At 72.6% G+C, this 12748-nt stretch carries 12 protein-coding genes; 7 read left to right on the top strand and 5 right to left on the bottom strand.

Translation table 11 applies throughout. From position 1 onward, the window contains the following. On the bottom strand, nt 1-1992 hold a 1992-nt coding region (locus tag QZL85_RS14755), incomplete at its 3' end, for a metallophosphoesterase (RefSeq protein ID WP_295578162.1). 265 nt (nt 1993-2257) lie between these two features. On the opposite strand from QZL85_RS14755, the gene QZL85_RS14750 reads away from it, so the two are divergent. The 7 genes from QZL85_RS14750 (at nt 2258) to QZL85_RS14720 (ending at nt 11126) form a co-directional block, all read left to right on the top strand. Beyond that, nucleotides 2258-3589 (top strand): multidrug effflux MFS transporter, encoded by a 1332-nt coding sequence (locus QZL85_RS14750; protein ID WP_295578159.1) that lies wholly within the window; start codon nt 2258-2260, stop codon nt 3587-3589. 21 nt (nt 3590-3610) lie between these two features. Beyond that, on the top strand, nt 3611-4294 hold the full coding sequence (locus tag QZL85_RS14745) for a phosphatase PAP2 family protein (protein WP_295578157.1): 684 nt from the start codon (nt 3611-3613) through the stop codon (nt 4292-4294). A 10-nt stretch (nt 4295-4304) separates the two neighbouring features. Then, nucleotides 4305-6248 carry a helicase HerA-like domain-containing protein gene (locus tag QZL85_RS14740; RefSeq protein WP_295578155.1) on the top strand — a complete coding sequence of 648 codons (1944 nt, stop codon included), beginning with the start codon at nt 4305-4307 and terminating at the stop codon, nt 6246-6248. 40 nt (nt 6249-6288) lie between these two features. Beyond that, nucleotides 6289-8595 (top strand): FdhF/YdeP family oxidoreductase, encoded by a 2307-nt coding sequence (locus QZL85_RS14735; RefSeq protein WP_295578153.1) that lies wholly within the window; start codon nt 6289-6291, stop codon nt 8593-8595. 68 nt (nt 8596-8663) lie between these two features. After that, nucleotides 8664-10217: an SDR family oxidoreductase gene (locus QZL85_RS14730; protein WP_295578151.1), complete on the top strand. Its 1554-nt coding sequence runs from the start codon at nt 8664-8666 to the stop codon at nt 10215-10217. A 4-nt stretch (nt 10218-10221) separates the two neighbouring features. Beyond that, the gene (locus tag QZL85_RS14725) at nt 10222-10701 is read left to right on the top strand and encodes a molybdenum cofactor biosynthesis protein B (RefSeq protein WP_295578149.1); all 480 of its coding nucleotides are present in this window, start codon (nt 10222-10224) and stop codon (nt 10699-10701) included. Beyond that, nucleotides 10698-11126, top strand: coding sequence for a molybdenum cofactor biosynthesis protein MoaE (locus QZL85_RS14720; protein WP_295578147.1), 429 nt, complete (start codon nt 10698-10700; stop codon nt 11124-11126). The genes QZL85_RS14725 and QZL85_RS14720 overlap by 4 nt, the downstream gene beginning before the upstream one ends. A gap of 27 nt (nt 11127-11153) precedes the next feature. Here the strand turns inward: QZL85_RS14720 and QZL85_RS14715 are convergent, their stop codons facing one another. From QZL85_RS14715 to moaC, 4 genes are read right to left on the bottom strand one after another with little or no spacing between them, the layout of a single operon-like run. Continuing rightward, nucleotides 11154-11387, bottom strand: a complete 234-nt coding sequence (locus QZL85_RS14715; RefSeq protein WP_295578144.1) for a MoaD/ThiS family protein — start codon at nt 11385-11387, stop codon at nt 11154-11156. Beyond that, nucleotides 11384-11650, bottom strand: coding sequence for a DUF6457 domain-containing protein (locus QZL85_RS14710; RefSeq protein ID WP_295578142.1), 267 nt, complete (start codon nt 11648-11650; stop codon nt 11384-11386). Before QZL85_RS14710 ends, QZL85_RS14715 begins: the two co-directional genes overlap by 4 nt. Beyond that, the gene (locus QZL85_RS14705) at nt 11647-12249 is read right to left on the bottom strand and encodes a molybdenum cofactor guanylyltransferase (protein ID WP_295578141.1); all 603 of its coding nucleotides are present in this window, start codon (nt 12247-12249) and stop codon (nt 11647-11649) included. Before QZL85_RS14705 ends, QZL85_RS14710 begins: the two co-directional genes overlap by 4 nt. Beyond that, on the bottom strand, nt 12246-12713 hold the full coding sequence (moaC, locus tag QZL85_RS14700) for a cyclic pyranopterin monophosphate synthase MoaC (protein ID WP_295578139.1): 468 nt from the start codon (nt 12711-12713) through the stop codon (nt 12246-12248). Before moaC ends, QZL85_RS14705 begins: the two co-directional genes overlap by 4 nt. Nucleotides 12714-12748 lie beyond the last annotated feature (35 nt).

Here is a 12748-nt window from a genome sequence, read left to right as displayed (position 1 = left end):
GCCCGCGCCGCTGAGCGCGACGACGCGTTCGTTCTGCGAGGTCACCGCGATCGCCGCGGTGGGCGGCGCGTTCGGCGGCGGCGGCGGGGGTGCGCCGATCCGCGTCACGGTGAGGTGGTCCACGCCCACGATCGCGGTACTCGTGGAGGTCCCCGAGACGTAGTTCGAGTAGCCGAGCGTGCCGCCCGCGGCGACCTGCCCGGTCGTGTCGGTCGCCGTGGCGTTCCAGGTGGCCGGCTCCGTCGCTCCCGTCCACACCCTCGCCCGGAGGGTCGCGGGGGAGGCGCCGACGACCTCGAACCGCAGCTTGACCGGCTCCCCGACGGCGGGGGTCGTGGTCATGCGGTAGCTGGCGAGGACGGTCTCCACCGAGCCCACGCGGCGGACGAGGGTCAGGTTGGGTGCTCCGGAGGCACGGAACTGCACCGTGGCGCGGTAGTCGCTCGCCGACGTGAACCGCGTGAACAGGGTGGAGTACGTTCCGGATCCGGTCACGGCGGGCGTCACGGAGAAGGCCGTGGCGAAGGAGGCGTCGGAGAACGTCGTCGTGGAGAGCGCCTGGTTGCGGCGGTTGCCGGGCGGGACCTGCATCCTGGCCCAGTTACCGTCCACCGACATCGAGGTCGCGGGCGCGCTGGTCGTCCACGACTGGCCGGACGGAGCCTTCCCCCACCCGCTGGACACCGTGCGGGTGAAGTCGTCGCGGAACAGGACGTCGTCGGGAGCCGTGCGCACCGTCCAGGTGGCGGAGGTCGTGCTCGCGGTGCCGTCGCTCACGACGGCCCGCCACTCGTACTCGGTGTCCCGCTGCAGTCCGGTCCAGGTCGCGGTCGCCGTCCCCCCGGCGGGGCTCGTCGTCGCGATGGTCGTGAACTGCGCCGGTTCCTGCTCGCTGAACGCGAAGGGCAGCGTGAAGCTCGAATCGGCATCCGTCTCGTACTGGTTCAGATACGGCGAGTAGGTCGCCGCGGTCACGGTGTCCGCGGCGGGATCGAACGTGTAGTACCGCAGCCAGCCGTTGCCGCCGTTCGCGCGGCCCTGGTAGTCCGTGAGGATCTGCTGCACCGGCTCCCCGCAGGCGTTGAGGTCGGAGCGTCGCGCCTCGCCGAGGTCGCCGTTGTGCTCGTGGCCGTTCAGCACCATCCGGATCTGGCAGTGCGTGCGGACGAAGGTCTGCCACGTGGTCTCCGGCGGCGTGCCGCCCGGGCGCTGCGCGAACGGGCGGCGCGAGCCGGAGAGGTTCACGAACGCATGCGTGAACATCACGACATCGCGCTCGGGATGGGCATCGAGGACGCGGTCCGCCCACTCCAGCACCTGTGCCCCCGCCTCCCACTCGAGTCCCAGGGCGATCCAGTCCCGCCCGCCGGCCGAGAACAGGGAGTAGTTGTTCATGTTCCCGCGGTCGTCGGGGTCGTCGCCGAACTGATCCTGTCCCATGTACCCGCCGTAGCGCGCCGTTGCCGGCGTGAACACGGCGTTCTGGTACCGAGACGGCGGGAACCAGGTGTCGTAGGGGATGTGCGTGCCGTTCGCATTGTCGAAGTCGTGGTTGCCCGGGACGACGGCGTTCGGCACGCCGTTGTCGTCCAGCACCTGCAAGCCGTTCGAGGCATAGGGCCAGTGACCGGCGAAGTCCCAGCTCGACACCAGGTCACCCAGCTGGACGACGAACTGCGTGTTCAGGGTCGCGCGGGTGTCGACGACCCACTGCGCCTGCTGACGGATGATGTCGCCCCGCGCCGCGTTCGTGTAGTTCTGGATGTCGGGGATCGCGACGATCGTGAAGGGGGCGCCTGCCCCCGGCAGGGGGACGGTCGCCCCTTTGCGTCGCCCCTCGAAGCGCACCGTGAGGGGGTCGCCATCCGGGTCCGCGACGCTCACTCGCAGGACCGGATCGGCCTGTTCCGCCGTCGATCCGTCCGCCGGCGCGACGAGTGCGGGAGCGTCCGGCGGTGAATCCGCCCACGCCGCCGTGGTCGGAATGATCAACAGGGCGACGCAGGTCGAGGCGGCGACTGCGAGCGCAGCGCGTCGGATCCCCCTGCGCCCGGTCGATGTCGACGAGCGCATGGCACCTCCCCAGAGGGTGCGAGTGATGATGGGGGGATTATCCCCCCGGGGTGCCTCCAGCGGAAGAGCTCCGCGTCCGCTGCCCCCGATGCGCCCGTTGTCTCCGGTAACATAGGTCGGTCGAATCGTTTCGGCACCTGTTCCGCTCGTCGAAGTCCCGACGTCCTCACCCGAATGGCCCCCTTTGCGCGACACCGACACGATCCGCCTGCCCACGTCGGGGCACAGGTCCTCGCCGACGGGTGCCATCCGTACGATCGGCGCGGATCCGGCGACGGCGCCGGTCGTGCTGCATCCGGGCGACGCGCTGCCGACGCGGCGCCGCGTGCTCTACATCATCCTGCTCGGAGCGCTCACGGCTCTGGGGCCGTTCACGATCGACCTGTACCTTCCCGCGTTCCCCGTCCTGCAGGAAGACTTCCGCACCTCCGCCGCGGCGATCCAGTTGACCCTCACCGGCACGATGGTCGGGTTCGCTCTCGGGCAGCTGATCGTCGGACCGCTCAGCGACAAGGTCGGTCGGCGCATCCCGCTCCTGTCGGTGACGGCTCTGCACGTCCTCGCCAGCTTCGGGGCGGCGTTCGCGCCGAACCTGGAGCTGCTCAGCGTCGCGCGCGTCGCGATGGGCATGGGCGCCGCCGCGGGCGGCGTCGTGGCGATGGCGATCGTCCGCGACCTGTTCGGCGGTCGCCGGCTCGTCGTCATGCTGAGCCGGCTCGCGCTCGTGTCCGGTGTCGCCCCGGTCGCCGCGCCCCTCATCGGGTCGGCGCTGCTGGCGGTCATGCCGTGGCGTGGGATCTTCATCGTCCTCGCTCTGTACGGCGCGGTCATGCTGATCTCGGCGGTGCTGTTCGTCCCGGAGACGCTGCCCAAGGCACGGCGCCAGGAGCCGGGTTCGACGACGGTCCTCCAGCGGTACCGGAGCGTCTTCCGCGACCGCGTCTTCATCGGCGTGCTCCTCATCGGCGGCATGAGCTTCTCCGGACTCTTCTCCTACCTCTCCGCGTCGTCGTTCCTCTTCCAGGAGACCTACGGGTTCGACGCGCAGCAGTACGGCCTGCTGTTCGCGGCGAACTCCCTCGGCGTCGTGCTCGGCGTGCAGGCGGCGTCGCGGCTCGCCGCCCGGTTCGGTCCGCAGTGGGTGCTGTCGGTCTCCACCGCCGTGCTCGTCGTCGCGGCATCGGCCATCATCGTCACGGATCAGCTGGGCCTCGGCGTCTGGGGCACGATGATCCCGCTCTTCTCCTTCATGACGGCGTGCGGGTTCACCTTCCCGTGCGTGCAGGTCCTCGCGCTCGACCGGCACGGGAAGGCCGCCGGCACGGCCGCCTCGATCCTCGGCGCGACGAACTTCGGCGTCGCGGGTCTCATCACACCGCTCGTCGGCGTGATCGCGAAGGACTCCGCCATCACGGCGACGACGATGGCATCCGTCATGGTCGGCTGCGCCGTCATCGGCCTGCTGTCGCTGTGGTTCGTGGTGCGCCCGTGGACCGTCGCGCGCCTCACGCCCTAGACCGTCGTGCATGATGGGTCGATGACGACGCGGACGACCGATCTCGAGATCACCCATGGGCTGCGCTGGCTGGTGGGCGGTCTCGCCCTCCTGGTCGTCGGGTTCACCTTCGGACTGTTCCTCGCACTGGATGCCGACCTGCTCGACATCGACGCATGGTGGAACACGCTGGTGGGCACGTTCTCCCAGGGGATCCGCCCGCTCTCGTTCCTCATGGACTTCCTCGGCGGCGGGTGGTTCGCGACCTATCTGGTCCCGCTCACCGTCGCTCTGCTGCTCGTGCTCGCGCGACGGCCGTGGAGCGCCCTGATGTTCCTCGTCGCGACGGCCGTGAGCGCCGGGATCGTCCAGGTGCTGAAGACCGCCTTCGGTCGGGCGCGCCCGGAGGACATGCTCGTGATCTCCGACCACGGCTCGTTCCCGTCCGGTCACACGGCCAACGCGGCGACGATGGCCGTCCTCCTCGTGATCGTCTTCCCCCGCGTCTGGGTCTTCGTCGCCGGGCTCGCGTGGACGCTGCTCATGGGCTTCAGTCGCACGCAGGTGCACGCGCACTGGTTCAGCGACACGGTCGGCGGCGCGATCCTCGGCGCCGGGGCGGCGCTCGTCGTCGCCGCCGCGTTCACGATCCCCATCCTGAAGGAGCGCGAGCGCGCGGCCGCACGCACTCGATCTTTCCTGAGCGCGAACGGGGCGCCTCGCTAGGCTGAGCGGCATGACCGACTCCGCCGCTGCTGCCGCGTCCGATCCGGCTGTCGCCGCCGCCGAACTCGTGCGCCTGCGCGCCGAGGCGGAGGCCGCCGAGGCCCAGCTGAAGGCGGCGCAGGCGCGAGCCGCGCTCGCGGCGGCCGAGGCCGAGGCTCTCCGGGCGCGCGCCGGCGCGCCGGCGGAACCAGCGGCCCCGCCCGCGCCCGCGGCGGCTCCCGCCGCGTCGGCGGAACCCGCACCAGCGGCTCCGGCCGCGGCCGCCCCGTCAGCGGAGCCCGCGACCCCGGTACCGCCGGCCACTCCGACCGCAGCCGCGCCCGGCCCGCTGGACGCCGAGCAGGTCGCGGCGATCGTGCAGGGCTACTCGTTCGAGGCCGCGACCCTCGACCTCGGCGCGCTCCTCAACGGCGCTCCCGACCCCGCCGCGCAGATCCGGATCCCGCTCGCGATGATGAACCGGCACGGCCTCGTCGCCGGCGCCACCGGCACCGGCAAGACCCGCACGCTGCAGGGCCTCGCCGAGCAGCTCGCCGCGAAGGGCGTCCCGGTGTTCGCCGCCGACATCAAGGGCGACCTGTCCGGCGTCGCGACGCCGGGGACGCCCAGCGACAAGCTGCTCGCGCGCACCGCGGCGATCGGGCAGGACTGGAAGCCGGAGGCGTCCGCGACGGAGTACTTCGCCCTCGGCGGGATCGGCAAGGGCGTTCCCGTCCGCGCGACCGTCTCCGGGTTCGGCCCGCTGCTGCTGAGCAAGGTCCTGGGGCTCAACGAGACGCAGGAGTCGAGCCTCGGCCTCGTCTTCCACTACGCCGACGAGAGCGGTCTCGCCCTCGTCGACCTCTCCGATCTCCGCGCCGTCCTCACCTACCTCACGAGCGACCAGGGCAAGCCCGAGCTGAAGGGGCTCGGCGGACTGTCATCGGCGACGGCCGGCGTCATCCTGCGCGAGCTCATCACGTTCGCCGACGACGGGGCCGATGTCTTCTTCGGCGAGCCGGAGTTCGACGTACGCGACTTCCTGCGCACCGCGGCGGACGGGCGCGGCATCATCTCGCTGCTGGAGGTCCCGGGCGTCGTCGACAAGCCCGCGCTCTTCTCGACCTTCCTCATGTACCTGTTGGCCGAGTTGTTCGAGATCCTCCCCGAGGTGGGGGATGCCGACAAGCCCAAGCTCGTGTTCTTCTTCGACGAGGCGCACCTCCTCTTCAAGGACGCGTCGAAGGACTTCCTCTCCGCGATCGTGCAGACCGTCCGCCTCATCCGCTCCAAGGGCGTCGGCGTCTTCTTCGTCACGCAGACCCCGAAGGACGTCCCCTCCGACGTCCTCGGACAGCTCGGGTCGCGCGTGCAGCACGCGCTCCGCGCCTTCACGCCCGACGACGCGAAGGCGCTGCGCGCGACGGTGGGAACGTACCCGAAGTCGGGGTACGACCTCGAGCGCACGCTGCAGGAGCTCGGCACCGGCGAGGCGATCGTCACGGTGATGAGCGAGAAGGGCGCCCCGACCCCGGTCGCGTGGACGCGGCTGCGGGCGCCGCAGGGCCTCATGTCGCCGACCCCCGACCCCGACATCGAGCGCGCCGTGAAGGCCTCGCCGCTGCTCGCGAAATACGGGACCGCGATCGATCGGGAGTCCGCCCGCGAGATCCTCGCGGCGAAGATGCACGCGGCGGAGCAGGCGGCCGCAGCCGAGCAGGCGGCGCTGGAGAAGGCGAAGGCGGATGCCGAGTTCGCCAAGCAGCAGGCGGCCGTGGAGAAGCAGCTCGAACGCGAGGCGAACGAGCGTCAGAAGGAGTACGACCGGCTGCTGAAGGCGAGCGGCACGTCGCGCACCACCCGCACGACGCGGCGCACCGAGAAGTCGCCGATCGATCAGATCCTCGGCTCCAAGGCGACCCAGACGATCCTCAGCAGCGTCATCCGCGGCGTCTTCGGCACCGGTCGGCGCTGACGCCGGCGCGCGCGCCGAACCCGCGCCGTACGATCGAGCCATGGCGAGGAAAGCTCCGACCACCGACATCGACGAGCGGATGCTGCGGGTCTCACCCCCCGCGGACCACGCGGTCGGGGTCCCCGCCGTGCTGCACGCCCTGCAGATCTCGCAGGCGCAGATGGGCCTCGCGCGCAGCGTCGGGACGCTGCTGCGCGTGAACCAGAAGGACGGCTTCGACTGCCCCGGCTGCGCGTGGCCGGAGGAGGACAAGCGCCACCTCGCCGAGTTCTGCGAGAACGGCGCGAAGGCCGTCGCCGAAGAGGCGACCCTGCGCCGCGTGCCGCCGGAGTTCTTCGCCGCCCACTCGATCGACGAGCTGCGCGGCCACGACGACTGGTGGCTCGGGCAGCAGGGGCGGCTCACCCATCCCGTCATCCTGGAGGAGGGCGCCACGCACTATCGCCCGATCTCCTGGGACGACGCTCTCGCCGAGATCGCCGATGCCCTGACGGGGCTCGACCATCCGGACGACGCGGTGTTCTACACGTCCGGCCGCACCTCGAACGAGGCGGCCTTCCTCTACCAGCTGCTGGTGCGCGGGCTCGGCACGAACAACCTGCCGGACTGCTCCAACATGTGCCACGAGTCGTCCGGCTCGGCTCTCACCGAGACGATCGGCATCGGCAAGGGCACCGTCTCCATCGAGGACATCCACGACGCCGACCTCCTCATCGTCGCGGGCCAGAACCCGGGTACCAACCACCCGCGCATGCTGGGCGCGCTGGAGAAGGCCAAGCAGCGCGGCGCGACGATCATCGCGGTCAATCCGCTGCCGGAAGCCGGCCTCCTGCGCTTCGACAATCCGCAGACCGTCCGCGGCGTCGTGCTCGGCGGGACGACCCTGGCCGACGAGTTCGTGCAGATCCGCCTGGGCGGCGACCAGGCGCTGTTCCAGGCGATCGGCAAGCACCTGCTCGAGGTCGAGGCGCGCGACGGCGGGGTCCTCGACCACGACTTCATCGCGCAGTACACGAGCGGCGTCGACGCGTACCGGCAGGCCATGGCGGGAGCCGACTGGGACGACCTGGAGGCCGCCACGGGGATCGGCGAGGACGAACTCCGCCGCATCGCGGAGATCGTGCGCGGCTCCGGGTCGACGATCGTGTGCTGGGCGATGGGCCTCACCCAGCACAAGCACTCCGTGCCGACCCTCCGCGAGGTCGTCAACCTGCTGCTCCTGCAGGGCAACATCGGACGGAAGGGCGCGGGGGTCTGCCCCGTCCGCGGCCACTCGAACGTGCAGGGCGACCGCACCGTCGGGATCTACGAGAAGCCGTCGGAGGCGTTCCTGGACGCCCTCGACCGCGAGTTCTCGTTCGCGGCGCCGCGCGCGCACGGCTACGACACCGTCGCCGCGATCCGCGCGATGCGCGAGGGCCGCGTGCGCTTCTTCATGGGCATGGGCGGCAACTTCGTCTCCGCGACGCCGGACACCGCCGTCGTGGAGGAGGGGATGGGGCGGATCGATCTCACGGTCCAGGTCTCCACGAAGCTCAACCGCTCGCACGTCGTGACCGGTCGGCGGGCCATCATTTTGCCGACGCTCGGCCGCACCGACCGCGATCGCCGGGGCGGAGCCGACCAGCGCGTCACGGTGGAGGACTCCATGGGGGCGGTGCACGCCTCCCGCGGACGGCTCGCGCCGCCGGCCGAGGACCTGCTCAGCGAGGTCGCCATCATCGCGCGCCTCTGCGACCTCGTCTTCGCCGGGAAGCCCGCCGCACCGCAGGCGGACTGGGTGGCGCTCGAAGCCGACTACGCCGGCATCCGCGGCCACATCCAGCACGTGATCCCCGGGTTCGAGGACTACGAGCAGCGCATCCGGAAGGGGCGCACCTTCCTCCTCCCCAACGGCCCGCGGGACGAGCGGCGGTTCGCGACCGCCGACGGGAAGGCACGGTTCACCGTGAACCCCCTCGAATACCCGCGGATCCCGGACGGGCGGCTCCTGCTGCAGACGCTGCGCTCGCACGACCAGTACAACACCACGATCTACGGCAAGGACGATCGCTACCGCGGCATCCACGGCGGACGCCGCGTCGTCCTGATCCACCCGGACGACGTCGCCGAGCTCGGCTTCGCCGACGGCGACGTCGTCGACCTCGTCTCGGAGTGGCACGGCGCGGGCGGGCTCGAGGAGCGCCGCGCGGACGCCTTCCGGCTCGTGCCGTACGCGACCCCGCGCGGCAACGCCGCGGCGTACTACCCGGAGACCAACGTGCTCGTGCCGCTCGAGTCCGTCGCCGACGTCTCAGGGACGCCGACATCGAAGGCCGTCATCATCCGCTTGGAGCGGCGGGTATAGCCATACCCGCCGAGCGCGCGAGGCGCAACGCCCTGGGCGATCCCCGCTGTCGGGCGTAGCGTGCCGGGATGAGCGAACCCTCGATCCCGACCGGCCGCGAAGAGGCCCTCCGTGCGATCCCGCGCCCTGACGCAGAGGCGCCGCGCGCCCTCGTCCTCGGCGCGACGGGGTACATCGGCGGGCGGCTCGTGCCCCGGCTGCGCAACGCCGGCTACCGCGTGCGGGTGCTCGCACGCGACGCCGCCCGCATCGCCGCGTTCGAGTGGGGCGGCGACGTCGAGATCGTCGAGGGATCCGCCGACGACCCGGATGCCGTGGCCGCCGCCGTGCGCGATGTCGACGTCCTCTACTACCTCATCCACTCGATGGCGGCCGGCGCCGACTTCGAGGCCGCCGACCTCCGCGCCGCGCGGACCGTCGCGGGCGCCGCGGCCGAGGCGGGTGTCGGCCGGATCGTCTACCTCGGCGGCCTGCATCCGAGCACGGGGGACCTCTCCCCGCACCTGCGCTCGCGCGTGCAGGTCGGAGAGGAGTTCCTGCAGAGCGGCGTGCCCACCCTCGTCCTCCAGGCGGGCGTCGTCATCGGCTCGGGGTCGGCGTCGTTCGAGATGATCCGCCACCTCACCGACGTGCTCCCGTACATGCCGGCGCCGAAATGGGTGCGCAACCGCATCCAGCCGATCGCCGTCCGCGACGTGCTGCACTACCTGCTCGGCGCGGCCCGCGTCGCCTCGGACGTCAATCGCGCGGTCGACATCGGCGGGCCCGACGTGCTGCGGTACGGCCAGATGATGAACGGGTACGCGGTCGAGGCGGGCCTCCGCCAGCGCGCGATCGCGGCGCTCCCCGTCCTCACCCCCGGCCTGGCGTCGCACTGGGTGAACCTCGTGACGCCGGTTCCCCGCGCGATCGCGCGCCCGCTCATCGCATCGCTGCAGAACGAGTGCGTGATGGACGACCACAAGGTCGATGCGATCATCCCGCGCCCCGAGGGAGGGCTCACCCCCTACCGACGTGCCGTGGCGCTCGCGCTCGGCCGCGTGGACGCGGACTCGATCGAGACCAGCTGGCAGGACTCCGAGATCGCGCAGCTGCCGAGCGATCCGCTGCCGAGCGACCCGGAGTGGGCGGGACGCACCGTCTTCACCGATGTGCGCACCGCCGCGACATCCGCCCCGCCGGAGCGCCTGTGGGCCGTCGTGGCCGGCATCGGCGGCGCGAACGGCTGGTACTCCTCGCCGGTGCTCTGGGCGATCCGCGGCTGGATGGACCGCCTCGTCGGCGGCGTCGGGCTCCGGCGGGGTCGGCGCAGTCGGAGCCGCGTCGCGGTGGGCGACGCGATCGACTTCTGGCGCGTCGAGGCCGTCGAGCCCGGCCGCCTGCTGCGCCTGCGGGCCGAGATGAAGGTCCCGGGTCTCGCCTGGCTCGACCTGCGGGTCGCCCCCGACGGCACCGGTTCCCGCTACGACCAGCGCGCCGTGTTCTTCCCGCGCGGGCTCGCCGGGCGGCTGTACTGGCTCGCGGTGCTGCCCTTCCACGGGTTCATCTTCCGCGGCATGGCCAATCGCATCACGGCGGCGGCGGAGGCCGACGTGCGGACAACGCACGCGGAACTACGCTGAGGGGATGACCCGCACCGCCGTCGTGATCACCGTCTCCGACCGCTCCGCAGCAGGGGAGCGCGAGGACGCCGGTGGGCCCCTCGCCGTCGCGGCGCTGCGCGAGGCGGGCTACGCGTGCGGAGACGCCGTCATCGTGCCCGACGGTGCGGATGCCGTCGAGCAGGCGCTTCGCGACGCACTCCACCACGGCGCCCATCTCGTCGTCACGACGGGCGGCACCGGCATCGGCCCCCGCGACCGGACCCCGGAGGGCACGGCCCGCGTGCTGGAGCGGGAGGTCCCGGGGATCGCGGAGGAGCTGCGCCGACGCGGCGCCGCGGAGAAGGCGGCGGCGCTGCTCTCCCGCGGCCTCGCCGGCACGGCATCCGGCGCACTCATCGTGAACCTCCCGGGTTCGCCCCCCGCCGTGGCATCCGGCATCCCGCTCATCGTGCAGATTGCGGCGCACGCCATCGGCCAGCTCGCCGGGGAGGACCACGCGTGAGCGCCGTCCGCCTCGCGCGCATCAGCGCCGAGCCGCTCGATCTCGCCGCGCACCTCGCGGCCGTCGAGGACGATCGGGCCGGTGCCGTCACGACGTTCCTCGGCCGGGTGCGCGATCACGACCCGGACGCGCACGGCACCGTCGTGGCGCTCGAGTACTCCGCGCACCCGGACGCCGAGGCCACGCTGCACGGCATCGCGGTCCAGGCGATCGGGGAGACCTCGGCGATCGTCGCGGTCAGTCACCGGGTCGGCCGGCTCGGCGTCGGTGACGCCGCGGTCGTCATCGCCGTCGGCGCCCCGCACCGCGCGGAGGCGTTCGAGGTGTGCCGCGCGGTCATCGAGGCCATCAAGCGGGAGCTGCCCGTGTGGAAGCGTCAGATCGAGGCCGACGGCACGACGGCCTGGAAGGGCATCGGCGGCTGAGACGGCGCGGCCGTCCGGGTCTGCCGGTCAGCCGCCCGCGAACGGCGGCAGCACGTCGACCGTGGCGCCGGCGGTGAGCGGATGCGCGTCCTCGACGCGCATCCCGTCCACGAGCACGGCGCAGCGGGGGAGGATCGCGCCCAGCCCCGGCCGCTCGGCGGCCAGCGCGGAGCGCAGCGCGCCGAGGGTCGCCTCGGTGCGGGTCTCCTCCGGGACACCGGCGCGTTCCTCCGCGGCGGCGAAGTAGCGGACGCGGGTCATCGGTCGGCCCAGCCCCGCGCGAGCGTCGTGACGGCGGTCACCGCGGCCGCCGTGTCCGCGCGGGAGCCTCCGGTACGGCCGGCGGCGAGACCGGCGGCGAAGGCGCTCAGCGGCGCCGCGGGGCGTGCGACCCCGTTCGCGACGTCGCGGGCGAGGTCGAGGATGACCGAGACCGGAAGATCGTCCGCGCCGAGTCCGAGCAGCTCGCGCAGGGCGGCGGCCCACTCGTCCAGCGCCTCGGGGGGCAGGGTTCGTTCGCTCATGCTCGCTCCGCTTCCGGTCCACGCGCCCGGGCGCGGGCCCGCTCCAGATCCTCCCACGTGTCCACGTCGTCGGTCTCCTCGGCCGGCGCCGCCACGACCGCGATCGCGAGGTCGTCCAGGAGCGCGCGCACGGGGGCGCCCTGACCTCGATCGGGGAGTGCGGTCGCCGCGCGGCGCAGCGGAGTCGTCCGATAGAGCCCCGTGAGCCACTGCGGACGCGAGCCCGCATCGCCGAGGCAGACGCCGTCGGAGTCGGTCGGCAGGAGCGGCAGGTCGCGACGCAGGCGTGCGGCGGCCTCGACGACGCCCGGCACATCGCACGCCAGGATCATGGTCCAGTCCGGATCCTCGGACCACGCGGAGAGCGCCGCGACGATCGCTGCCGCCGGACCTCCGAACGGCGGGTCCTCGCGGAACCACTCGACGCCGTCGATCCCCGGCACCGGCTCGCCGACGACGGTCAGCGGGCTGCAGGCGGCGGCCGCGTCGACGGCGCGCTGCAGGAGGCTCCGCCCGCCGACCTCGAGGAGCGGCTTCGCCGCCCCGCCCAGCCGCGTGGCCCGGCCTCCCGCGAGGAGGATGGCGCCGATCCGCGTCACGGGCGCTCCCAGTCGCCGCTCTTCCCGCCGGTCTTTCGGGTCAGGTGCACGGTCTCGATCGCGGTGGCCTTGTCCATGCCCTTGACCATGTCGACGACCGCGAGGGCGGCCACGGAGACGGCGGTCAGCGCCTCCATCTCCACGCCCGTCCGGTCGGCCGTCCGCACCGTCGCCTCGATCTCGACGCCGTCGTCGGTCACGACGAGGTCGACGGTGACGCCGTGCACGCCGATCACGTGCGCGAGGGGCAGGAGTGCGGGGGTCTGCTTCGCGGCCTGGATGCCGGCGATCCGCGCCACCGCGAGCACGTCGCCCTTCGGCACCGCGCCGTCCCGCAGCGCCGCCACGACCTCGGGTGCGCAGCGGACGAACCCGCGCGCCGTGGCGGAGCGCGCCGTCGGCTGCTTCGCGGTGACATCGACCATGCGGGCGTGACCCGCGGCATCCAGATGCGTGAAACCCATGCCCCCAGCATGGCATCGGCGGGCCGCGCGGGACT

Source organism: uncultured Microbacterium sp. (genome assembly GCF_900078385.1).
Taxonomy (GTDB): Bacteria; Actinomycetota; Actinomycetes; order Actinomycetales; family Microbacteriaceae; genus Microbacterium.
This window is presented reverse-complemented; position numbering and strand designations above follow the sequence as displayed.

Excerpts from the sequence above, each read along its gene's own strand:
- QZL85_RS14715 (WP_295578144.1), bottom strand. The coding sequence starts at position 11,387 with ATGACCCGCGTCCGCTACTTCGCCGCCGCGGAGGAACGCGCCGGTGTC.
- QZL85_RS14710 (WP_295578142.1), bottom strand. The coding sequence starts at position 11,650 with ATGAGCGAACGAACCCTGCCCCCCGAGGCGCTGGACGAGTGGGCCGCC.
- QZL85_RS14740 (WP_295578155.1), top strand. The coding sequence starts at position 4,305 with ATGACCGACTCCGCCGCTGCTGCCGCGTCCGATCCGGCTGTCGCCGCC.
- QZL85_RS14730 (WP_295578151.1), top strand. The coding sequence starts at position 8,664 with ATGAGCGAACCCTCGATCCCGACCGGCCGCGAAGAGGCCCTCCGTGCG.
- QZL85_RS14725 (WP_295578149.1), top strand. The coding sequence starts at position 10,222 with ATGACCCGCACCGCCGTCGTGATCACCGTCTCCGACCGCTCCGCAGCA.
- QZL85_RS14745 (WP_295578157.1), top strand. The coding sequence starts at position 3,611 with ATGACGACGCGGACGACCGATCTCGAGATCACCCATGGGCTGCGCTGG.
- QZL85_RS14735 (WP_295578153.1), top strand. The coding sequence starts at position 6,289 with ATGGCGAGGAAAGCTCCGACCACCGACATCGACGAGCGGATGCTGCGG.
- moaC (WP_295578139.1), bottom strand. The coding sequence starts at position 12,713 with ATGGGTTTCACGCATCTGGATGCCGCGGGTCACGCCCGCATGGTCGAT.